Below are 26,503 nucleotides of genomic sequence, written 5' to 3'. Positions count from 1 at the left end.
ATACAATTGCTGTTCTACATATACGGTTTTGCTAAGGTAAACGTTGCGCATACTTGCGGATCAACAGCATACAAAAATAGCGTCGACCAAATTTAGGACGACGCTATTTTCACTTCAATCTATTAGGTTCGGTGGTACTATAGCTACTCTTTTAATTCCGAAGCTGAAAAACTCTGTCTAATGCAGGATATCTCTTTCACGTTGTTTAAACAAGTTACATATGCTGGTGTCTACATATCTTGCTTTTATTAAGAGTCTGTAAGCAACTCTGTTTTAGCTTTTTCAATTGCTTCGTCACGACTCTGCACTTGCATTTTTGAGTATATGGTCGAAATGTAGTTTCGAACAGTTCCTTCAGACAAGTGAACCTTGCTTGCAATTGCTTTATAACGGTGTCCTTCAGTTAAACAATGTAGAATTTCCAACTCCCGCTCTGTCAGTCCATAAGGATTCTTCATCGTCCCCGTCATTTGCTGAAACAGTGTACCTGCTACTTCTTGGGTAATCATCGTTCCTCCGTGATGCACTAGCCGTATCGTATTAGCCAGCTCTCTTGGATCAATTGTTTTTAGTACATAACCTTCAGCACCCAAAGCAAGTGATTTCGTAGCATACGAAATGTCATCAAAGGTTGTGATCATAATTACACGTATGTTAGGCCAGCTTTCTTTAATTAACTTCGTCGCAGTAATACCGTCCATCTGGGGCATATGTACATCCATTAATACAACGTCTGGCGGATCGCTGGCACATCGATCTACAGCAACGTTCCCGTCTTCTGCCGTTTGAATTCGAAAATCAGGTTCGTTTTTGAGCAACAGGCCTAAACTGTCCCGAATGAGTAATTGATCATCCACCAACAATACCTTGATCTCTGGATTACTAACATCTGTATCCTGAAGTAATGGTATAGAACAGGTCACAATCGTTCCTTCGCCTTCTTTGGAATGAAGGTATAGCTTGCCTTGAAGGGACGAAAGCCGCTCTTTCATTCCTGAAAGACCAAACCCGAACTTAATTTCGTCACTTCCCTTCCCATTGTCCTGCACCTGCAAAATGATCTGGTTATGGTCATAGTGAAGAAGCACCTGAATAGAACTGGCATGCCCATGTCGGCTGGCATTAGTCAATAATTCTTGTAAACAGCGGTACAAGGTCAGTTTTGACTGTTTTAGTACAGGAAGCGGCTCCCCCATCGTTCTGAACACAACACGAATGGCAGTATTTTTTTTGAATTCATTAATTATATTGAGCAAGGATAAATCCAAAGAGGGATCTTCCTCCATAGGGTCCATCTGATGAACTTGCTTTCGGATATCTTCGAGCCCTGTTCGACCAAGTTGAAGAACAGATTGCAATCTTTCTATCCCCTCTTCAGAAGAGATATAAGGACGTAATGTTTCCATACTTAAGATAATGGAAGTGAATGTATGACCAATCGAGTCATGAAGCTCGCGTGACATGCGATATCTTTCTTCCAATAGTGTCATTTGTTCAACCTGAGTTGAATACTGCTCAAGGGTTTGATACTGCTTTTTTATTAATTCTAGTTTTTGTTTGATCCGATCTATAGAACGAAATGCCATTTGTAATCCGAAACCAATACCGTATACAAATGAAGCATCCACTAAGTTCTGGAATACGTCCTCTATCGTCCAATGAAACGCCCCTCTTCCTCCCAGACAAAACATCACCAACGCAAGAGGAAAAGTTACCGCATGTGAACGGCCGCGGCTATAAAACGCAATCGTAAAAACAGCTGGCAAAAATAGCCGGACAAGCTCATATTGATGAGCAAATAGCGAAGAAATTCCACCCACTAGAAATACTTCAGCCAACAAATACCAGAGATAATGGCTTCGATCAATGAACAAAGGTAGTGAATAGCAAACGAGAACAGTGATAAATACAACAGTGAAAGGGAAAGATGGGCGGTCTTGATACGATAGCAAAACAAAGCAAATCAACCACAAGATTCGGAATACAGCAACAATCCATTCCTGCCAAGACCAGCGCATATTGCATCCAAACATGTAAGTACCCCATTCTTCTTAAATTAAGGTAATTTTTTCAATCTTTTCACATCATAACAAGGTCATGACATTTTGTCACTAGGGAGTATGACTGCACTCCTGATACTTTATAGACAATCAAACTGCTGGCGGGGAGGGAATCGTTGTTGTCACTATTACAGATTCGTAATTTAAGTAAAAAGATTGGGAAGAGAACCATTGTTGAAGGATTGTCCTTGGATGTGAAGGCGGGAGAAATCATGGGTCTTGTTGGCCCAAATGGAGCGGGCAAGACGACCACTATTCGGATGATCGTAGGTTTAAGTTCAAAATCAGGAGGCCAGGTATTTATCCACGGCCAAGATATCGATCGCTCCTTCGAAAAGGCAATGAGACATGTAGGGGTTATCGTCGAAAATCCTGATCTGTACAAATATCTATCCGGCTATGACAATCTGATTCATTTCTCAAGAATGTCTCCAGGGGTTTCTTCCGAACGTATCCAGGAAGTAATCTCGCTCGTTGGACTTGAGGACAGCATTGATAAGAAAGTGGGAACTTATTCTCTTGGCATGAAGCAGCGACTGGGATTAGCCGTTGTACTGGCCCATAAACCTTCCTTACTTGTGCTTGACGAGCCTACCAATGGTTTAGACCCAGCAGGAATAAGAGAGCTTCGGGAACATTTAATCAATCTGTCTCAAAAAGAAGGCGTTGGTGTTCTTATTTCTAGCCATCTTATGGCTGAAATGGAACTGATGTGTGATCAGGTGGCGATTTTAAATAAGGGAAAACTGATTGGTATCCATAATGTAGCTGAGATGATGGATAATCGGCTTGCTCCTGTTCGGTTTGAAGTAGACAGACCCGAATTGGCTCTTCCGGTATTCCAGTCCATGCTGGCGGGGAAAGAAATTATTGCAGATCAACAAACTCTACAAGTTGACATTACAAAGGATCAAATTCCGGGTATTACAAAAAAACTTATGGATACGGGGGTGAACATATACAGCGTTCAGATCACGAAACAGACACTAGAGGATAAATTTATTGAAATCACAGGGGGAATTGAAAAGTGATTCAGTTAATTCGCAATGAAAACATGAAGATTTATAAGCGTAAACGTACCTGGTTTATCATCATACTGCTTATTTTGTATGTATTAATCCAGATGGCCAATTTAAAAAGTTCTGGTATGACTGAGTACAATGAAGGCTGGAAAACACTTTTACAGCATGAAAATTCGAAGCTAACGAGAGATGCAGCAAAGTCAGACGCTCTACCCATTGAGAAAAAAATGGCAGCAGAAAAAATTTTGATGAATCAGTATTATTTGGACCATAACATCGCTCCTCAATCCAATGCTTGGAGTTTTACAGTGAGTCAATCCAGAAATTTAATTGTAGGTATCTCTCTTTTAGCTCTTATCGTGGCTGGCGATATTGTAGCCTCTGAGTTTTCTGCCGGTACAATCAAATTTTTACTGACACGTTCAGCTACACGCTCGAAAATTTATTTTTCTAAATATATTGCAACTCTCTTGTTTGGGATATTTTTGGTTCTGCTCACTTTTCTGGCTGCCATATTTTTCGGTGGTTTAATGTTTGGCTTTAAGGGGATCGGCGATCCCTACTTATTCGTCAAGGATCAAACCATTCAGCAGGCAGATATGATTCAAGCCTTGTTAGGTGGGTTTTTATTTAATATACCTTTTATGGTTATCGTGTTGACATTTGCATTTATGATTTCTGCAGCATTTCGCAGTGTTACATTTTCTATTGTATTCTCTATGCTGGCAGCTATAGCAGGATTCGTCTTGAGTATCACCATGAATGGATGGCCTTGGACAAAATATTTTGTGTTTTCCAGCACAGATCTCAATCCTTATTTTTTTGGAACAACACCAGTGGAAGGCATGACCCTGGGCTTCTCACTGTTCCTTCTTCTACTTCATCTGGTCGCTATGCATCTCGTTTCATATCCTATTTTTACAAAACGGGATGTAATCTAAATCTATACTAACTATTCTGAAATGGAGTGATTGAAATGAAATGGTTCACTACTTTAGTGATGATCTCAATGTTACTGTTAACTGCGGCCTGTTCATCCAAACCTGCAACATCTTTAAACAAGGAACTTGAACTATCATCTGCCGGTATTTCCAGCTTAGTTTTAGATAATAGCAACGGTCAAATTGAAGTTGTCGGAAAAAACAATACAGATAAAATACAAGCCAGTGTCGTTGCTAATGGCAGCAACATGGATAAGCTAAAATTAAGTCTGGAGGGAAAAGATGGTGTAGCTACGCTTAATACTTTTTTCGAAGGCCAATTCATGTCCACAGGTCCCCAAACAGTTGATGTCAAGCTCACCATTCCGGAACAAATGAAACTAGAAATTAAACATCCGCATAGAGATGGAGATATTCAAGTAACGAATTTAGCCTCGGATGTAAGCATTGAAAATGTGAATGGTAATATCACGCTTAAAGAAATCGGTGGAGCCATTGATTTAACCAACAGAGATGGGGGAATTACTATTCAAAATAGCTCATCCGATGTCAATATTGAGAATGTAAACGGACATATTCAAGCAGATAAAATAGGGGGTACTGCATATATTGAGTTAGGTGACGGCTCTCTGGATATTGATCAAGTTGCAAAAGATGTTGTCATTATTCAGAGCGGCAATGGAAAAGTAAGCATCGGTGATGTGAAGGGGAAAGTAACTCAAAGCAAAAAATAACTGAAAGACCAAAAGGCCAACTTAAGTTGGCCTTTCCATTAACATCAGGTCCTTCAATCACATCATAAGCAGAAATTCAGTTTATAATGCTGATACCCGTTCTTTTTCACCTACGCTATTAAGGACTGGTTCGGCATTTTGACTGAAAAAGTTACGTAATTCTTTGTTCTTATGAGCCATGATACCCATCACCAGAGCAACTATTCCTGAAGCTAGAGGAAGGTATACCCAATGGATTCTATCCAATAGTATTCCGTACAACCCGATTCCGAGCGGAGTTGCTAGCATAGTGATCGAGCTGATTACACCAAACACCCCGGCTCTGATATGTTCTGGAGTATATAGTTGCACATAAGATATCATGGGGACATTGCTCATCGAATTAAAAAATCCGGTGACTGCCAAAATCATAATGAAGATGAACGTCATCTGTATCAGGCTTCCTGCTGTTGAGGGAAACAACAATGGGAAACACCATGTCAAGAATAAGATGGCTTGAAGCTGAAACAGGATAAATATTTTGGTAATAACAAATTGATGTACTTTCCGACGTGAAACCACAATGGCTCCTGCAATGACTCCTACGAACCAGGCTCCTTGAATAACAGACAGTTGCTGAGCTGAAAGTTGAAGTTCCTGATAAGTCACATACGGCAGTACAACCTGGATTAACGGAGCGAGCATAAAATTGATGCCAACAAAGATGACCAGTAAATACATGATGGCTTTTTGCTTGTTTATATACGCAAACACGTCTTTTACGCTGTCTAAATAACTTGATGATACCGTTTGTTCATCAGATTTTCTGAATTGTAACCATAGTTGCATTAATCCAGCCGAAATAAATGTTATTCCGTTAATCATCACAATCGTTTCCAAGCCCCAAGCTCGATAAGTAATTGCACCCAGGATCGGGCCAAGTACATTTATGATTGCTCCTATGCTTTGATAAGAAGAGTTTGCGCTATGAACTTTTTCTCTTTCCACTAAGTTAGGAATTGACGCATTCAGCGTTAGGAACGTAAATGATTGAATTAAGCTTAATATAACGGAAAACACAGCAAGCAACATAACATTGGTTGAGTCCAACAAGAAAATGGGTAAAAAGATTAGTAGCGCTATGCCGCTTAATATTTCGGTTATGACAAGCACTTTTTTCTTATTACTCCGGTCTATAACTACACCTGCAAAAATATTGACAAATACTCCGGGCAGAATGGACAAGCCTAACACCATTGAAAATACAGTGGCCGATCCGGTGATGTCCAAAATATATAGACTTAAAGCAAACTTAAAAATCGAACTTCCTAGCTCGGATATAAGCCTGGTCACAGAAAAAATAAATAGATTCCGGCGAGCATAAAACGAGAATTCCTTTGGCTGATTCATGAGATCCCCCTATTCGGTTAGGGCAAGAGTTACAGAACGGTTGCCCAGCGTCTTTCCAATTGCTCCAAGGCACTTTGTAAATGATTCCGTACTATACTTTCGTCTTCTGAAAAAGGTAGAGTTAGTGCCATAAACAGATTAGACTCGCTATCATGCCAAACTTCGCATAAGATTCGTGATCTTCCTTCAACATTGACATTACCCATATCCACCGTTTGTAGGAGTTGATGCTCACTTCTCAGCTCACCAAGGAAATTAAATACAATTGGCATTCTATCCAAAGCCTGCTGCAAGTGTCCTCCAGATAAAGGATAATCGTTCTGTACATCCGGGTTATACATTAAATTAGCAAAGCTGATATTATGTTCAGCTGCCCATTGAACACTTTGGCGAACCTGCTGTTCTAGAGATACCAGGTTTTGGTCTAAATTTGTTAGTATCGGGATATGATCCACAAATTCACCAATAACATCATAGTAACGCTTCTCTCCAAAGCTTCGGCCATACTGCGTTACCCAAATGGGTACCTGACTAAGCTCGAAATACATTTTACAAAAAGCAGTAAACGTAAAGAATGCGATCTCCCAATGACTAGTGTTGTCCAAGGGAACTGCTCTCTCGGAAGATTTTAAATCCCACATAACGGTTGTATGCCCTTCAAGTACTGCTTTTTGATCGACAAAATTGGTTATACGACCCATTGCACGATCAAACTTATCTAGACTATAGGTAGTTACTAGTTCCAGATCGTCAACACCCTGAGGTCCTTCCATAATATGAGCTGTAAAATCAGAGTAACGATTTTTGCTCCCTTCAGGCGTTTCCTTTCCAACTCGAACACATTCATAATAAGTGTTGAACTGGTGCTTAATAATCTCACTGCTCATAAAGTCAAAGATCGAGTGCGAAAAAGGTAATATAAGCAGGTAGTCTTTCAGATTCTTTTTCACAATCAATATCCGATATAAAAGTGAATTGCTCAATTCATGCTTTTTGTAAAAATAAGGCCAGATGATATTATTCAGAATCACTTGCTGTGTATCTTCGTCATACATAGAGATATCCACCAGTGGTACAGGAAGATGATCCGGTGCTTCCCTTACTTGCCATTGCAATTCTCCGTTTTCTTCACACAGCGTACTTCTCATCAAATCTTGATCTCGAATAATCTGCAGAATCGCTTCTCCCACATACTCCATGTTCATATGTTTTTCTAGCGGAATAATCGTGCCAGAAATATCACTGTGTTGGAGATGGTAGCGTTGTGTTGGAGAAACTGGCAGTTTCTCGATCACTCCTGGGCTTAGAATAGCTTTGGAGAAAATGTCCAAATCATTGTCAATTCTTTCTGTCCATATGCTCTTAATGTCTTCAAGATTGACATTTTCTAGTTTCAGGGTTTCTTCTCCATGCCAAGTGATGTAATGAGGCTGGATCGATTCATCGCAATTCATGTCCAACAGTTCCATAATCTCTTTTTCGAAAGAAATGGCTCCCTCTTCTAAATGCAGAACAATATAAGATTTTCCATTGAATTGCTCTTGTTGTATCCATCCCTTAACGTTCAGCTTTTGATGCAGCAACGCTATAATCTGATCAAATTGTTGGGCAAGTGCAGAATGGTTCTCTTCCATTCTTTCCACATGTAGTGCCAACTCTCTAACCGTAGGGTATTGATAGATACTGCTCAACCGTAATTCACTACTCAAAATCCCCTGTAACCGAGATGCAAGCTGAATAGCCGTTAAAGAATGTCCTCCCAGTTCAAAGAAATTGTCGTCGATACCCACATGTTCAACACCGAGTACACTCATCCAGATCTCGACTAATTCCTTTTCCAGCTCGCTGCTGGGCTCTACATATTCTGTTCCGGTACCAAACTCCAGCTCAATTTCTAATAGCATACGACGATTAATCTTACCACTCGACGTGAGCGGCATCTGATCCAAGAATACAAAATAAGCTGGAATCATATACTCTGGAACTGAGACAGATAGATTTTGTCGCAACATTGCCGTTGTCACATGGGGTTCGGCAACAAGATATGCACCCAAACTAGGCGTCCCCGTTCGGTCATCAGCACGGGCAAGCACTGCCGCTGCCCGAACTCCATCATGTGCAAGCAAAGTCGCCTCAATCTCACCCAGTTCGATCCGATACCCGCGGATTTTCACCTGATGATCGATTCTGCCCATATATTCGATATTTCCATCCGGCAACCATCTGGCCAGATCTCCTGTTCGGTACATCCGTCCTCCCGGCTCGTATGGATCTTCTACGAATTTCTCTTCCGTCAATTCCTCCCGGTTGACATATCCTCGTGCTACACAGTCGCCCCCAATATGCAGTTCCCCCGGTATCCCTATCGGTTGCAAACGGTCCTTCTTGTCCAAAACGTACAATTTTACGTTATCAATCGGCTTCCCGATCGGAATGCTCTCCGGTTCATGCTCGGCAGGACAGTCATAATACGCCACCTCCACGGTCGCTTCCGTTGGGCCATACAGATTATGCAGCGTGGCACCGCCGCCTCCTATCAGGCGGTTAAACCGACGAACATGCTCTGTCATCAGCGCTTCTCCGCTGGCAAATACACGTCTTACACTGTGCATTTTCCCCGCAGCTCCGCTGTGTTCCATGTATTCCAGAAACGCTCCCAGCATCGACGGCACAAAATGCAATGCCGTTACCCGGTTAGCCTCAACCGTTTCAGCTATTGTTGCCGGGTCCTTCTCTCCTCCTGGCTCCAAAAAGCATACCGTTGCCCCTTGGATGGCCCACGAGAATAATTCCCACAACGATACATCAAAGGTATACGGTGTCTTTTGCAGGATCACATCCTCCGCTCCAAACGGAATCCGCTTTTGCATCCAGTGCAGACGATTGATCAGCGAGGCGTGCTCAATCATGACTCCTTTGGGCTTACCCGTAGATCCCGAGGTGTAAATCACATACACCAAATCCGTCGAGCGATTGATCGATTTCGGATTCTTTTCTCTTCCTGTTTGCTCCTTTTCCTGTACCAGCAAATCTTCGATAGCGATCAGTTCCCGGGTTGTTCCATGACAACGAAGCTGCTCCGCTAACTCTTGCTGGGTCAATAAAATGGATGCTCCACTGTCCTCCAGCATGAACGCCAGTCGTTCTTCAGGGTCCTCTGGATTCAGCGGCAGATAGGCTCCACCTGCTTTCAAGATTCCTAGTAGTCCGATAATCATCTCCAACGACCGGTGAACCGCGATCCCCACCACACGATCAGGTCCTACTCCTTTTTCCCGCAGCACATGAGCCAACCGATTCGCTTGGGCATTTAGCTCCTGATACGTTAGTTGCCGTCCTTTATAAAGGGCTGCCGGATGTTCCGGTGTTCGCTCCACCTGCTCCTCAAACAATTGATGGATTGTCTTCTCTCGCGGATAGATCGCCGTCGTATTGTTAAATTCATTCAAAATCACTTCTTTCTCTGGTAAAGAAGTTACTTCAATTGAGGATATACTCATCTCCGGATTATCCACGATTTGTCGGACCACGCCATTTAAATGATTTTTTATACGTTCCACAAATTCTCTACTTAAGGTATCAGCGTTGTACAGAAACTTAATGTTCAGTTCTTCTTTTAGGGAAACAATAAGATTAAAGTCATAGTTTGTCTGTTCATAAAAGGCCATATCTCGCACGTGAATTTTCAGATTGTGCTTCTGCAGCGCCTCTTCTTCGCCATACTCAGGGTAATTTTCAAACACAATAATATGATCTAACAGGCTTTGTTTCAGTGTAGATATGGATTGAATGTCTGCTAACGATGTGTACTCATACTTAACCGATTCAATGGAGCTTTGTTGAGCTCTCTTGGCCATTTCAATGAAGCTTTCATTCTCCTCGCCATAAATTCGCACGGGAATCGTATTAATGAAAATACCTACCATGCTCTCAATGTCCGGGATTACTGGCGGTCGCCCTGAAACGACTGCTCCAAATACTACATCGTTGGTATTGTTATATCTTTGAAGCAATGCCCCCCATATGGATTGGAACAATGTGTTGACCGTAATCCGATTATGAGATGCAATCTCTGTTAATCGTCGTGTCAGTGTTTGGTCTAACGAAAATTCCAGCTGACTCGTCTGGTAACCACTTTCTTTAGCCTGCAATTTCGACGTCTTTGGTATAACTGCACATTGCGTATATCCATCCAAAGCCTGTTTCCAATATTGCATGGACTCCTCTTTGTCCTGCTTTTCCAGCCAACGAATATAAGTTGAATAAGCAGGGGCTGTTTCAGACTTAAGCGGTCTACCATCTTTCAATTCTAGATACATGCTCATAAAATCGTGGTAGACAATTCCTACGCACCATCCATCCATAATCATATGATGGAAAGTCCACATCATAAGGAACTTATCAGGAGTTGTTTTTAATACATTTATACGTATTAGTGCCTCATTGGATAAATCAAATCCATGCAGAAGATCTTGTTTTTTGCAATCCTCAAGATACACGGTAATTTCTTGCTCATTCATCCTGGTAAGGTCATAAAACTGAAACTCTGTATGTTGATGTTTACGCACAATTTGCCGAGGTTCATGTATACCGGTAAACACAAAATTCGTACGCAATACTTCATATTTTGCCAACAATTCTTGAAAACTCTGTTCCAGAAGCTCCTGCTGTAGTTCACCTTCCATTTCAATCGCGACTTGTTCCACATAAGCTGTAGTTTCCGGCTCCATCATGTAATGGAACAGCATTCCCTGCTGCATAGGTGTTAACGGGTAGATATGCTCTACCTGTTCAGTCCCACCAAACTGTGTGAGAATCTGATCTAATTCAGGAATAGAGAGAGTATGGTCTTGGTAATCAGATGGTGTGAGAACCTTCTGTGAAATGCTTGTACAGTGATTAATTAACATTTTTAAATGCTCAATATACATAAGGGATAATTGTTCAATAGCATGGTCTTCATGCTCGCCGCGAATATATCCAAATTCAAGTAACAGTTGGTCTTGGGAAACAATACTGTTGATGTCCAGTGTAAAATGGCTTTCTGCCCCTTCACCAACAGAACGTCCCGGAGATAACGGTGACGATTCAAAGCTTCCCTCTTGCGTACCATCCATAAATTGTCCCAGATAATTAAAACTGATTTGTGGCTGTATGTTAAAATCTAAATCTTGAATATGCTCCACATCGGTCAAATACTTCAGAACTCCGTATCCAATCCCTCGATTAGGGATATGCCGAATCATTTCCTTAGTTCGCCGAATAACAGATGAAATATCTTCACTATCCCTCATATCCAGCACAACAGGAAACATCGAAGTAAACCAGCCTATGGTTCGAGTAACATCAATCTCCTCCATAATCTCTTCCCTGCCATGTCCTTCAAGATTAATAGCGAAGATTTTACTACCCGCCCATTGCTTAATAGCCAATCCAAGTGCTGATAACAATAAGTCATTAATTTCGGTATTATAGGCCTGATGAGCAGTTCCAAGCAGTAGCTGTGTATCTTGCTTGTCCAACCGGACAGCTATACTCGTTCTTTCTTTTTTCACTCCACCCTCTTCAGTAACTGCTCTCTTCTGAGGAAATGGAGACTCACATTGAACACCTTCAATTTGCTGCCAATATGCCTTCTCCTTTAGTAAAGCCCGACTATTCGAATACTCTGCAAGCCGGTCAGACCAATACTGAAAAGAGTCCGTTTTATCCGGCAAAGTGATAGTCTCACCTTGTAATGCCTGGGTATATGCGCTCTCCAAATCCTCTAATAAGATTCGCCAGGAGACTCCATCAATAACTAAATGGTGAATAGCAATCAGCAAATGCTGACCTTGATCTGTTTGGAACAAGCCAACCCGGATAATCTCGCCTGCTCTTAAGTCCATGGTAGCCTGTAGCCGACTAGCCTCTTCCTCAATCTTGCTTTCAGCATCGTTATTTCCTTGTAGATTATAAATATTTAAATGAAGAGGCTTTAACTGCGTTTCCATATGGTATTGGCTAACAGAACTCTGACCGATCTCATACACCATTCGTAGGGCATCATGGTGAATAATAATATCCTCCAAAGCAGTTTTTAGGGCTTCTTCATCAAATACACCACTAGTAAACAACATAACCGCTTGATTAAAATGGTTCCGATCATCCTGTACATTTTCGAAGAACCATTTTTGGATTGGAGTTAGCTGTACCTCACCTGTTACCGCCTTCTGGTCAATGATTCTGGAACGACGTTGGACATATGGTGCTACTTGCTGAACAGTAGGGTGCCGAAATATGTCCTTCATATCCAGCTTTAATCCCTCTTGACTCAACCTTGCGATAACTTGAATGGCCTTAATAGAGTCTCCTCCAAGGTCAAAAAAACTGTGACTAATTCCAATTCCCTCTTGTCCCAGTACGCCTTCCCAAATTTTGATCAACTTCTCTTCCGTAGGGCTTGTCGGTGGTTCATACAGCGTGCTTAAGTCTAAGTTGATATGAGGCTCTGGCAATTTCTTCTGATCCACCTTGCCATTAGCGTTCAGCGGCAAACTGTCTAGCAGTATTAAGCTGGATGGCAACATGTAATCTGGTAAATACTTCGCCAAGTAACGGCGAATAGCTGAAGTATTTAATTCCCCGTCTGTCACCATATATGCAGAAATACGATTTTGGCCGGATTGATCCGGTTTAGCTACAACTATTGCCTCTTTAATGCGTTCATGGGATAGTAGTTGATTTTCAATTTCTCCAAGCTCTATACGGAACCCCCTAATTTTCACCAGATGATCTTGGCGGCCTACAAATTCAATATTTCCATTTGGAAGCCATTTTGCAATGTCACCTGTTTTGTACATTTTCTCGCCTGGATTAAATGGATTGTCTATAAACTTTTCTTTTGTAAAATCAGGTAGGTTCAAATAGCCCCGGGAAAGTGCATCGCCTGCTATACAAAGCTCTCCCGGAATACCAATAGGCTGCAATTTAAGATTTTTATCCAGAATATACACAGTAGTACCTGTAATCGGGGCTCCAATCGGAATTGTACCTTTCCGTTCATGAATCTGATCTACACCATAACAGGTAGCAAAGACCGTGCTTTCGGTAGGACCGTACATATGCAGCATTTTATGGGGTCCGATATGTTCAAACAACTTACTCACATGCGGAAGTGAAACCCGCTCTCCACCAAAAAGTACTTTGCGAATTGTAGTAAAACATTCAATATTGGTTTCTATCAACGTGTTAAACAAGGCGGTAGTAATAAAAAATACCGAGACATTTTCATTTCGAATTAAGAAAGACAGTTTTTCTGGATTCAGCATATTCTCTTTACGTAAGAGAACCAGCTTAGAACCATTGACCAGAGCGCCGAATATATCGAAGACTGACCCATCAAAGGCATAGTTAGATAACTGCAAGAGAATATCCTGTTCTGTAAGATCGATATAATTGGAGTTTTTAATCAATCTTCCCACGTTATAATGCATGGTCAGATTCCCTTTTGGTTTACCTGTTGAGCCAGAGGTATATAGCACATATGCCAAATCATCCGGTTCATTCACATAAGGTAAGTTACTAGAATCTGAATCCTTAACGATCATATCGAGCTGATCCAAATCAAGGATTTCCCCTGCAAATCCATCTGCTCCTGCCTCTTTTATGAAAGTTGATTCAGTCAGAACATGATGGGAAGCCAATAATAGTGTTATCTTGCAATCGTATAGCATCAGACTAATTCGCTCCGCAGGATAATCTGGTGCCAGAGGAACATATGCACCCCCAGCCTTTAAAATCCCTAGGATTCCGACTATCATTTCAAAAGATCGCTCTACCATAATGCCAACAAGCGTATTGGCCTGTACTCCTTTTTCTCTAAGCACTCTGGCAAGCTGATTCGCTTTATCGTTTAACTCGCTGTAAGTCCATTGTTGTTCCTCGAACGATACTGCGACACGCTCCGGCGTCTTCGCTACCTGCTCTTCAAAGAGCTGATGCAGCAATTTTCGGTTCTCTTTCTCGTTAGAAGCGGGTACCGTATTAAATTTCGTTAACAGGATCTCTTCTTCGGATGCAGTTACCATGTTTACGTCGCTAATCCGGAGATCCGCAGAGTCCACAATAGTCTGCAAAATCTGCAAATAATGCTTCGACATTCTCTCAATACTTTCTTTGTGAAACAGCTTGTTACAATAATCAATTCGAAAAAAGAGTCCCTCTTGATCCGCTTCTGCTGTTAACGTTAAATCAACTTTGGCTATGCCAGCTTCAACAGAATACGGTGATATGGATATCCCGTCAGCTTGCAGGCTTACCGAATCGGTATTTTCTAGAGAGAACATCGTATCAAACAGAGGATTTCGGCTTAAATCCCTGTGAAGTTCGAGCTTATCTACAAGATCTTCTATTGGATAATCCTGATGTTCGAAAGCTTCCAGGCTGCTTCTTTGCACCTCCAGTAAAAATTGCTTGAGCGTTTTGTCAGCAGCTGGACGGTTGCGCAGCACTAGTGTGTTAACGAACATCCCCATAATATTTTCTAAATCTGTATGATTACGACCTGCTATTGGAGACCCTACCACGATATCTTCCTGGCCTGAATACTTATGCAGCAACACGTTGTAAGCCGATAGCAGTACCATAAATAAAGTGGTCCGATTTTCTGCAACAAATTGCTGTAGACTTTCACGAAGTGTCTTGTCAGCTTGAAAAGAATACCGGTCACCTTCAAAGCTTTGTACTTGAGGCCTCGTGAAATCAGTTGGTAGATTAAGGACAGGAAGCTCATCCGAAAACAAGTCTAACCAGTACTGTTCCTGCTTCATCAAGTGTCCTTCTTTGATCCACTCACTGTTCCAAACGGCGTAGTCTTTATATTGAATACGCAATGGTGGCAGCGAGTTCCCGTGATACAATGTCGTGAAATCATTAGCCAAAACGCTCATGGAAACGCCATCTGCAACAATATGGTGCATATCTACCATCAAAATATGCCTATTGTCCGAAATACGCACCAGCTTCGCCCGCAATAATGGAGCCTGACCTAAGTTAAACGGTCTTACGAACGATTTGAATATCGCTTGAATCTGTTTGTCCTGTGCTTCTATTTCGATATCATCAGCCTGTTGGAAACTTAGTTGAAATGGAACCTCACTATGAATTTTTTGTACTGGCTCCTCTGTGCCCCACTCAAATGATGTCCGCAATGCCTCATGCCTATCTATTAGATCCCTGAACACTCGCTCCAGCCGCTGGATGTCCAGTTCTCCCTCCATCAGTAAGGCAAAGGGCATATTGTATGCTGTTTCTGCTCCTTCAAACTGATGTAAAATCATTTGTCTCTTTTGAACGGATGTCACTGGATAAGAATCGCGTAGCTCGGCAGGAGCAATATCCATCATCGTCCCAGCTGCAACCTCTGGTCCGCAGATCAAAACACTCATTTCTTCGATGGTCGGATGTGCAAAAATATCACGGAGTGGAATTTCAACTTGCAGCAACTTATTGATTCGAGACATAAGTCGAGTCGCCGTTAGTGAATGTCCACCCAGTTCAAAAAAGTTGTCATGTATACCGATGGAGGATATGTCCAGCAACTTCTCCCAAATCTCGGCTAGTTTTCTTTCCGTTTCGTTTCTTGGTGCAACATAGCTGGTGGCTCGCATCCCATGATCTGGTTCGGGTAGCGCTTTACGGTTAACCTTGCCACTGGACAGGTGCGGCATAACATCTAGCCGAACGAAATGACTCGGCACCATGTAATCCGGTATGAGCGCCTTCAAGTGTGCCCTTAAAATAGATGTGTTCAAACCCTCTCCGCTTTCAACATATGCGCATAAATATTTGCCCCCATCTCGATCATCAAGGGCAAGTACTGTAGCCGCCTTGACACCTTCGTACGCGAGTAAGGCCGCTTCAATCTCACCCAGTTCGATCCGGTAGCCCCGAATTTTCACCTGATGGTCGATCCGACCCATATATTCAATGTTTCCATCCGGCAGCCATCTCGCCAAGTCTCCCGTCCGGTACATCCGTCCCCCTGCTGCATAAGGGTCCGCTACGAATTTCTCCTCCGTCAGTTCTTTCCGATTCACATATCCCCGGGCTACGCAGTCCCCTCCAATGTGCAGCTCGCCCGGTACACCTATCGGCTGCAATCGGTCTTTACGGTCCAAAATATACAATTTCACATTATCAATCGGCTTCCCGATCGGAATGCTCTCTGGTTCCTGCTCGGCAGGACAGTCGTAATACGCCACCTCTACCGTTGCCTCTGTCGGTCCATACAGGTTGTGTAGCGTGGCTCCTTCGGCTCCCAGCAAACGGTTAAACCGGCGGACATGTTCTGTCATCAGCGCTTCCCCGCTGGCAAATACACGCCGGACACTGCGCATTTTCCTAGCGGCTCCGCTGTGCTCGATGTACTCCAGGAATGCTCCCAGCATGGATGGTACAAAATGGATCGCTGTTACCCCGTTGGCCTCCACCGTTTCGGCTATCGTTGCCGGGTCTTTCTCGCCTCCCGGCTCCAGAAAGCATACCGTCGCTCCCTGAATCGCCCACGAAAACAGCTCCCACAACGATACGTCAAAGGTGTATGGCGTTTTTTGCAGGATCACATCCTCCGCTCCAAACGGAATTCGTTTTTCCATCCAGTGCAGACGGTTGATCAGCGATGCGTGCTCAATCATGACCCCCTTCGGCTTGCCGGTGGAGCCTGACGTATAAATCACGTACACCAAATCGGTTGAGCGGTTAACGGGTTTCGGGTTCTTCTCGCACTCTTCTCCTGTAAGCTCCATCCCCTCCATCAGCAGATCTTCTATAGCGATCAGCTCGCGATTGGCTCCGTGCGGATGAAGGCGGTCCAACTGATCCCGCTGGGTCAGCAGGATAGATGCCTCGCTATCCTCCAGCATGAATCCCAGCCGTTCTTCCGGGTCCTCTGGATGTAGCGGCAAATACGCCCCGCCTGCCTTCAAAATCCCCAGCAGGCCGACGATCATCTCCAGCGATCGATGAACTGCGATGCCCACCATTTGGTCGGGCCCGATCCCTTTCTTCCGCAGGACGTGAGCCACCCGATTCGCTTGGGCATTCAGCTCCCGGTACGTCAATTGCCGATCTTTGTATAGGGCTGCCGGATGTTCCGGTGTTCGCTCCACCTGCTCCTCAAACAATTGATGAATCGTCTTCTCCCTTGGATAAGGCGCAGCCGTCCCGTTGAATTTCTTCAAAATCAATTCTTTTTCTTCTGGCAGAATAATATCTATTTCGTTCAAAACTACATCAGCAGATGAAACCACAGTGCGGGCGATTTCTTCAACATGTCGACCTAATCGATCTATATATGCTGGTTCGTATAATAGACCGTTATAGCTGAATTTCATCCGCAGTTTCTCACCGGGGACAACGTTAAGATTGAAGGAATAATTAGTTTGTTCAAAGCCAGCCATCTCCGAAACCGCTAAACTGTTTTCGTCCGCGTGATCGGAGGCTTCCTCCATACCCGGGAAGTTTTCAAAAGCCAAAATATGGTGTATCAGATTACTCTTCAACAAACTCCCCGCCTGAATATCAGCAAGAGGCACATAATGGTGCTCTCCCGCCTCCATAACCGAATGTTGTACATGCTGGACGAATTCCGAAAAAGCAAGATGATCCTCTTCACTTGATATACGCACTGGAATAGTATTGATAAATAGGCCCACCATATTTTCTGCTCCCGGAATATCTGACGGACGACCGGAAACGACAGAGCCAAATACCACGTCGCGGGTGTTGTTGTATTTCATCAATAGCAGACCCCAGATGGAGTGAAACAATGTACTCAAAGTAACCTTGAGTTCTTTGGCCAGTGATTCCAACTGACCTGTTAATTGCGAATCAAAGCTAAAGATTTGCTGCTGTGGATCGTAATCAACGTGGCTCCCTTTACCACTCGTAGGCAAGATGCTTTGCTGTTCAAAACCATCCAAATATCGCTCCCAAAACATAAGCGCTGTATCTGTATCCTGCTTGTCCAGCCATTTGAGGTATTTTTCATAAGAAGGAGCTTCACCTAGCTGAACTGGCTCATTTTTTTTCAATGATGTGTAGATCTGGAACCATTCTTTCAGAACGATTTCTAAGCACCATCCATCCATAATGATGTGATGGAAGCTAACGATCAGCTTGTATACATCAGACGCACACTGCAATATGGAGACCCGGAATAACTCATCCCGGGTGATATCAAATCCGTTGGCCTTATCACGTTGAACAAACTGTTCTATATAGGCCACCTGGTCAGATTGCGTTAGTGAAGAAATGTCTTCAAAGTGAATGGATGGATGCTTCTGCCGGAATACGATCAATTTAGGCTCTTCAATATTGACGTGAAAAACATTGCTGCGCAATATCTCATGGCGCTCAAATAGAACAGAAAGACTTCGGTCCAGAAGCTCTACCTCGAGTAAGCCGTTCAGGGTAAGACTCACTTGTTCAAAATAGGCGTACGAAGTTTGATCTAGCAGGCTATGGAACAAGATTCCTTGTTGCATCGGAGTTAATCGGAATATACTTTGAATTTGCAGATCTTTACTCATAAGCCACCGCCTAGGAAGATGTATTATTTTTATAGTAGGCCATAATCTCATCCAAATCGTTAATTGAAAGATTCTCATCGCTCACATCTGCGGGAGTCCATTCCTTCTCCTTCTTTTCAGAGCAATGCTCAATAATTTCTAGCAAACGACTTTGCAAGAAATTTCCCAATTTTTGAATACTCGATTCAGCATATTCACGACTGCTATACTCAATCCCGAGGGTTAATATCCCCTGTTCGATACTGCCATTAATATCAAGCACAAATGGTGTCTCGGTCTCCTGACTTACCGTCCGGCCCGGAGAATACTTTGATTCGACAAATAAAGGCGCAACGGAGCCTGAATCAATCTGGCCGTGATAATTAAAACGGATTTCAGGTGCAAAATTTCCCTGATTAGTACTTTTCAAATCGTGTAGGGTCATATATTCCAGAATTCCGAAGTCAATGCCCTTATTAGGAACACGTCGCAACGTTTCCTTGGTCAGCTTAATTTGGTAAGCTAAATCGGTATTATGCTTCATATCCAGATGAATAGGATACATCGTAGTAAACCAGCCGACCGTTCTGGTTATATCTATATCATCAAAAATCTGTTCCCGTCCGTGCCCTTCCAACAAAATGGTAAATTCGTCATTATCAGTCCAGTCTCTCAATGCCAGCCCAAAGGCTGTCAACAGTAGATCGTTTACATTCGTACTATAAGCCTTGTGTACATCCTTCTGTAGACGATCTGTTTGTTGCTTGGAAAGCCTTACGTTGCAGATTTCCAGGTCTTTCCCTCTTCTGTCAGCGGCCGGATAGTCTTTATGAAGCGGTTTACTGGCATGACGGATTACATTCTCCCAATAACGTTTGTAACGAGCTGGACGCCCACCCTTTGCATCATCACCAAGGCGATGGGTCCAATCCTTCCATGAATGGGTCTTCGCCTGAAAGAGGATTTCTTCATTATTAAGTGCCTGCATATACCCCTGCTCCAAATCTTCCAATAGAATTCTCCAAGAAACTCCATCTACCACCAAATGATGAATCGCGAGTAGTAAGTGATCACCTTGAGCGGTGTGAAACAACCCCGCTTGCACAAGCGGACCGTTTTCTAAATTCATGCGCCGCTGAATCGCTTCGCTGAGGGTCTGGATTGCTTCTTCAATGGATGACTCATGGCTTACATCCAGAGCAGTAAGAGCATATGCCTTTCGATTCGTACCATGAATGATGGGAATAATTTTGTCCTGATTCGCTGTATATGTCATTCGTAAGGCATCATGATGCTCAGTCAGCTTACACAACACCTGATCGACCAGTTCTTCCTCCCACCCATTTTGGCTATACAACATAACGGCCTGGTTCCAATAGTTGGATTCCGTGAACTGTTGCTCAAAAAACCATCGTTGGATAGGGGATAGCTCAGCCTCTCCTTCAATAATCCCTTGCTCGGCTTGAACACTGACTGCTCTTAGATCTGGAGTCAGGCTACCTATCGTTTGATGACGGAAAAGGTCCTTAATTTCCATGCGATATCCGTGCTTGCTTAGACGTGTGGAAATTTGAATAGCTTTAATCGAATCCCCGCCCAATTCAAAAAAGTTATGATTCGTTCCGATAGGAGCATAGCCAAGAACCTCTTGCCAGATTTCCGCCATCAACGTTTCAACCTTATTGGATGGAGGAATATAATCTACCTCAATCGACAGACTGTGATCAGGCTCAGGCAATGCTTTTCTGTCGATCTTGCCGCTCGATAGATAAGGCATAGCTTCCATAGATACGATATAAGCAGGCACCATATACTCGGGAAGGACTTCTTTAATACGAGCCTTTAATGCTTGTACATTGAATTCCTGGGCATGTTCAACATAGGCGCATAAATAACTTCCCCCAGAACGGTCATCACGAGCAAGCACTACTGCCGTCCGTACCCCTTCGTAGGCCAGTATTGCCGCTTCAATCTCACCCAGTTCGATCCGGTAGCCCCGAATTTTCACCTGATGGTCGATCCGACCCATATATTCAATGTTTCCATCCGGCAGCCATCTCGCCAAGTCTCCCGTTCGGTACATCCGTCCCCCCGCCGCATAGGGGTCCGCTACGAACTTCTCCTCCGTCAGTTCTTTCCGATTCACATATCCCCGGGCTACGCAGTCCCCTCCAATGTGCAGCTCGCCCGGTACACCTATCGGCTGCAATCGGTCTTTATGGTCCAAAATATACAATTTTACGTTATCAATCGGCTTCCCGATCGGAATGCTCTCTGGTTCCTTCTCGGCAGGACAGTCGTAATACGCCACCTCTACCGTTGCCTCTGTCGGTCCATACAGGTTGTGTAGCGTGGCTCCTTCGGCTCCCAGCAAACGGTTAAACCGGCGGACATGTTCTGTCATCAGCGCTTCCCCGCTGGCAAATACTCGCCGGACACTACGCATTTTTCCGGCGGCTCCGCTATGCTCGATATACTCCAGGAATGCTCCCAGCATGGATGGCACAAAATGGATCGCTGTTACCCCGTTGGCTTCCACCGTTTCAGCTATCGTTGCCGGGTCTTTCTCGCCTCCCGGCTCCAAAAAGCATACTGTCGATCCCTGAATCGCCCATGAGAACAGCTCCCACAACGATACGTCAAAGGTGTATGGCGTTTTTTGCAGGATCACATCCTCTGCTCCAAACGGAATTCGTTTTTCCATCCAGTGCAGACGGTTGATCAGCGATGCGTGCTCAATCATGACACCCTTCGGCTTGCCGGTGGAGCCTGACGTATAGATCACGTACACCAAATCGGTTGAGCGGTTAACAGATTCCGGGTTCTTCTCGCATTCTTCTCCTGTAAGCTCCATCCCCTCCATCAGCAGATCTTCGATAGCGATCAGCTCGCGATTGGCTCCGTGCGGACGAAGGCGGTCCAACTGATCCCGCTGGGTCAGCAGGATAGATGCCTCGCTATCCTCCAGCATGAATCCCAGCCGTTCTTCCGGGTCCTCTGGATGTAGCGGCAGATACGCCCCGCCTGCCTTCAAAATCCCCAGCAGGCCGACGATCATCTCCAGCGATCGATGAACTGCGATGCCCACCATTTGGTCGGGCCCGATCCCTTTCTTCCGTAGGACGTGAGCCACCCGATTCGCTTGGGCATTCAGCTCCCGGTACGTCAATTGCCGATCTTTGTATAGGGCTGCCGGATGTTCCGGTGTTCGCTCCACCTGCTCCTCAAACAATTGATGAATCGTCTTCTCCCTTGGATAAGGCGCAGCCGTCCCGTTGAATTTCTTCAAAATCAATTCTTTTTCTACCACAGTTAACAAATCGGTATCACCTATGGTTTGTGTGCTATTAGCTACAAACGACCTTAGCACCACCACCATATGATCCAAGAAGCGTTCGACAGTGTCCTTTTGGAACAAAGCACTGTTATACTCCAAATTTAAATGAAGGTAGCTACCTGTTTCTTCCGCACTCAAGGTTAAATCAAATCGGGAAACACCTGGATTGAACGGAAACGGTTTGAATTCCAACCCACTAGATTGTAGCGGCTGTCCTTTTGTATTTTGCATGACAAACATGGTGTCGAAGATCGGGCTTCGGCTCACATCTCTCCGCAGCGCAAGCTTTTCGACCAATTGCTCAAAGGGATATTCCTGATGCTCAAAAGCAGATAAAACCGTTTCCTTAACTTCGTCCAGAAAAGCTGAAAGACTCTTCTCCGCTGAAGGGCTAGTACGTAGTGCCAACGTATTAACAAACATGCCGACGATCTTTTCTGTATCTGGATGTCTTCTCCCAGCAACCGGTGTACCGATGACAATGTCATCTTGTCGTGCATGCTTGGACAAAACAACGTTATATACAGCCAGTAAAATCATGAACAATGTACTTTGAGTTTCAGCTGCAAGTTTGTGAAGCGGCTCTGTTATATCATCGCCCAGGATTCGGGATACCGTGTTACCTTCATAGCTTTGAATAGACGGTCTTGGGAAATCCGTTGGTAGCTCCAGTACAGGCGGATCATGTTTAAAGAGATCCAGCCAGTAGGATTCCTGCTCTTTAATAAATCCATGATTTATTTGCTCATTATGCCAGTTAGCATAATCTTTGTACTGAACGGATAGAGGCGGAAGCGCCTGTCCATCATATGCTTTTACAAATTCATCCATAATAATAGACATAGAAACGCCGTCCGAAATAATATGGTGTAAATCAACCAGCAGCATATTTTTGTTCTCTGTCAACGGGATCAGCTCGCCTCTTAATAAAGGGGCACGGCTCAGGTCAAACGGTTGGACGAATTCACTTAGCACCGTTTCTATATGCTGTTCCTCTGAATCCTCTTTGCTGGTCAGACTATGAATTTTCAACTCAAATTCTACTTCGTCATGTACGCTTTGAACCGGCTCTCCGTTGATCCATGAGAAAGAAGTGCGCAATGCTTCATGCCTGTGAATCAGAGTGTTGAAAGCCATTTTCAACCGTTCCTGATCCAGATGTCCTTGAACGAGCATGACAGAAGGCATATTGTAAACCAGTTCCGCTCCTTCAAGTTGATGCAATATCATCTGACGTCTTTGCGAGGAGGAAACTGGATAATAGGTTTGATCAGAAAGTAGAGCAATTTCGGTAAATGTACCTGCCCCTCTCCCGATGGTACGTTCAATGAGTTTGCTCATGCTTTCCACAGTTGGGTACTCAAATATTTCACGCATAGGCAACTCGACCTGGAATTCTCGAATAATTTTCCCAATCAGTATTGTAGCCTTCAGCGAATGTCCACCCAGTTCAAAAAAATGGCTGTGTACACCTATGGGGCTCACATGCAGAATATCCTCCCACAAACGTACTAGACGAGTTTCTGTATCTGTTCGAGGAGCTACAAACCCCTGCTCCCGAATCACATGACGGGGCTCAGGAAGCGCTCCTCGGTTCACCTTTCCATTAGGCGTAAGAGGTATCGTAGCCATCTGTATCAGATGAGCAGGTACCATATACAAGGGCAGAGACGCTTTCAAATAGGATCGTATTTCCTGTGTTAAGAGTTCATGGTCCGAAACAATATAAGCGCATAAATACGTTTCGTCCTCTTGGTCTTTTCTAGATAGAACAACGGCTTCTCTGATGTCATGATGAGAGAGCAGGACCTTCTCGATTTCTCCAGTCTCAATACGATATCCACGGATTTTCACCTGGTGGTCTGTTCTTCCGAGATACTCCACATTGCCGTCGGGGAGCCACTTCGCCAAGTCCCCTGTCTTATACATACGCTCTCCGAAAACGAAGGGACTATCCGTGAATCTTTCGTCCGTTAGATCGGGTTGATTAATGTAGCCTAGGGCTACTCCTGTACCAGCAATATAAAGTTCGCCCGGAATACCAACAGGAAGCAATCTCCCCTCCTGATCCAAAATGTACAACCGGGTATTGTCAATAGGCTTACCAATTGGAATACTCTGCAAATCATCTCCATCCGGGCAATCAAACCATGTTGCATCCACTGTTGCCTCCGTTGGTCCGTATAAATTATGCAGAGTTGTGCCATTCGGCTTTCGAAGCAAAGTATTAAACCGTCTGGCTTGCTTTACTGTTAGTGCCTCCCCGCTAGCGAAAACTCGTTTAATACTGCTGAGTTTCCCCTCTGCTTGGTGCTGCTCAACATACTCCAAAAAAACAGACAACATGGAAGGCACAAAATGAAGGGTTGTAATTTTCTGTTCTGCCACCGTGTCCACCAGTAGCTTGGGATCCTTCTCCCCATCAGGCGGAAGAAAGTAGACTGAAGCTCCGGCTATAGCCCACCAAAATAGTTCCCATACAGAAACATCAAAGGTGTAAGGCGTTTTCTGTAAAATGATATCGTCCACACCAATCGGATACTTTTTTTGCATCCAATGAAGTCGATTCACTATAGAGGTGTGACGAATCATAACTCCTTTAGGCTTACCTGTAGAACCGGATGTATAAATTACGTAAGCTAAATCTTCCGGCCCACTGTAAGGTTCAAGATTAGTTTTTTCAGTTGGCCAGTCTGCTCCGATCGCAAGCACGCTGATATTCGCTGAAATATCCTTCAATGTAGTTTGGATTTCCTGTTGCACCAGCAGGATGGAAGCTCCGCTGTTACCCGCTATATATTGAATTCGTTCCAGAGGATCCTCTGGATTGATTGGCAAGTAAGCCCCCCCTGCCTTAAGAATAGCCATGATCCCGACTAGCATCTCCGGTGAGCGATAGGCTGCAATCCCAACAATCTGGCCAGTTTGCACCCCTTTCATCCTCAAGACGCGAGCCAATCGATTAGCCCGTTCGTTCAATTCCAGATAAGTTAACCGCCCATCAGCGAATGCTGCTGCCAAACGATTCGGCGTCAGTGCCACCTGCTCTTCGAATAGCTGTTGAATCGTTTGACTTTGAGGATATAAGGCATCTGTATCATTAAAATCTCGCAGGATTCTGTATTTTTCCTCGCCAGAAAGCAAATCAATATCATCCACATTCATATGCGGATTAGAAACTACCTGTTCAGCTATTTGTTTTAGGTGCAGTTCAATTCTTTCAATATCTGAAGCTTGATAAGCAATACTGTTATAGCCAAACTTAACTTTCAATTCTTTACCAGGAATGACTCCAATATTAAAATCATAATTCGTTTGCTCAAAGCCCTCGGTTTCCACAATTGAAACAAGCTGTTCTCCTTCACCACCAGCAAGCTCTTCAGTAATTGGGTAGTTCTCGAATGCTATGATATGGTGGATTAAGCTCTTGCCCAGTGGGGTTAGCATCTGAATATCAGCCAAGGATAGAAAATGGTACTTCCCCGATTCCATCATATTCTGCTGAAATTGCTTGATTATCTGGGAAAATGTTTGTGCTTCTTTATGACAAATACGTACAGGAATCGTATTAATAAATAAGCCAACCATTTTCTCCGACCCTTCCAGCTCAGCTGGACGGCCGGAAACAACGGAACCAAATACCACATCTTTGGTGTTATTGTATCTTTGCAGCAACAGACCCCATATCCCATGAAATACAGAACTTAAGGTTACCTGATTTTGTTGTGCTATCATTTCCAAACCACGGGTTAACTGCCCGTCCAAGGTGAAAATATGGTTGTTCAGCTTGTAGCTTCCATCCTCAGTTGACTTGCTGCTAAGAGGTAAGCCACTTTGCTCTTCCACACCTGATAATTGTTGTTCCCAATAAGCAAGAGCTGTCTTCTTATTTTGCTGCCCTAACCAACTGATATACCGGCTATATGGAAATACTGCGTCCAATTCTGGCTTCTTCCCGAGGGAATAAGCCCTGTAAATTTGGAACAGATCCTTCGCAATTGTACCAATACACCAGCCATCCATAATGATGTGATGAAAGCTTAGAACCATTTTGCAGCTTGTATCACTTAATGCAAGAACACTTATCCGAATAAGGATATCCTTTTCCAGATCAAAACGCATTTTTCGATCATTAATCGTAAAATTATCAACATATAAACGTTGTTCTGCTTCACTTAATTCCGTAATGTCTCTATAATCAATCGTTGCCTCTTTATTAGCTAGCACGACTTGTAACGGTTGGTCTGTTTCTTTATAAACAAACACAGTCCGTAACACATCATAACGGTCAATTAGGGTTTGGAAGCTTTCATTCAGCGTCTCTGCATTCAACCGTTCATTTAAGGTAATGACCGTTTGATCAAAATATGCTTCTGAGTGCTCGTCTAAAATGGAGTGATATAGAAGCCCCTCCTGCATGGGTGTCAATGGATAAATGTTTTGAATGAGTGCGTTTCTCATACGGCTCA

The 26,503-nt window shown here is 43.7% G+C and carries 7 protein-coding genes; 3 read left to right on the top strand and 4 right to left on the bottom strand.

Features of this window, described 5'->3' with window-relative positions; genetic code table 11:
- Positions 1 to 248: 248 nt before the first annotated feature.
- Entirely contained in the window at positions 249 to 2,033 is a 1,785-nt protein-coding gene (locus tag EGM68_RS05225) for a hybrid sensor histidine kinase/response regulator transcription factor (RefSeq protein ID WP_129548768.1), read from the bottom strand.
- A 146-nt stretch (positions 2,034 to 2,179) separates the two neighbouring features.
- On the opposite strand from EGM68_RS05225, the gene EGM68_RS05220 reads away from it, so the two are divergent.
- Genes EGM68_RS05220 through EGM68_RS05210 form a run of 3 tightly spaced genes read left to right on the top strand, consistent with a single transcriptional unit; the run spans position 2,180 to position 4,757 of the window.
- Positions 2,180 to 3,091: an ABC transporter ATP-binding protein gene (locus EGM68_RS05220; RefSeq protein ID WP_025679827.1), complete on the top strand. Its 912-nt coding sequence runs from the start codon at positions 2,180 to 2,182 to the stop codon at positions 3,089 to 3,091.
- The gene (locus EGM68_RS05215) at positions 3,088 to 4,023 is read left to right on the top strand and encodes an ABC transporter permease (protein WP_016821476.1); all 936 of its coding nucleotides are present in this window, start codon (positions 3,088 to 3,090) and stop codon (positions 4,021 to 4,023) included. Before EGM68_RS05220 ends, EGM68_RS05215 begins: the two co-directional genes overlap by 4 nt.
- 35 nt (positions 4,024 to 4,058) lie before the next feature.
- Positions 4,059 to 4,757 carry a DUF4097 family beta strand repeat-containing protein gene (locus EGM68_RS05210; RefSeq protein WP_016821477.1) on the top strand — a complete coding sequence of 233 codons (699 nt, stop codon included), beginning with the start codon at positions 4,059 to 4,061 and terminating at the stop codon, positions 4,755 to 4,757.
- 81 nt (positions 4,758 to 4,838) lie between these two features.
- Here the strand turns inward: EGM68_RS05210 and EGM68_RS05205 are convergent, their stop codons facing one another.
- The 3 genes from EGM68_RS05205 to EGM68_RS05195 are packed head-to-tail and all read right to left on the bottom strand — an operon-like array spanning position 4,839 to position 26,495.
- Positions 4,839 to 6,146: an MFS transporter gene (locus EGM68_RS05205; RefSeq protein ID WP_058711019.1), complete on the bottom strand. Its 1,308-nt coding sequence runs from the start codon at positions 6,144 to 6,146 to the stop codon at positions 4,839 to 4,841.
- Positions 6,147 to 6,175: 29 nt separating this feature from the next.
- Positions 6,176 to 18,718: a non-ribosomal peptide synthetase gene (locus EGM68_RS05200; protein ID WP_129548767.1), complete on the bottom strand. Its 12,543-nt coding sequence runs from the start codon at positions 18,716 to 18,718 to the stop codon at positions 6,176 to 6,178.
- 10 nt (positions 18,719 to 18,728) lie between these two features.
- Entirely contained in the window at positions 18,729 to 26,495 is a 7,767-nt protein-coding gene (locus tag EGM68_RS05195; protein ID WP_129548766.1) for a non-ribosomal peptide synthetase, read from the bottom strand.
- Positions 26,496 to 26,503 lie beyond the last annotated feature (8 nt).

This window comes from Paenibacillus sp. M-152 (genome assembly GCF_003856555.1).
In the GTDB taxonomy this organism is placed as follows: Bacteria; Bacillota; Bacilli; order Paenibacillales; family Paenibacillaceae; genus Paenibacillus; species Paenibacillus polymyxa_C.
This window is presented reverse-complemented; position numbering and strand designations above follow the sequence as displayed.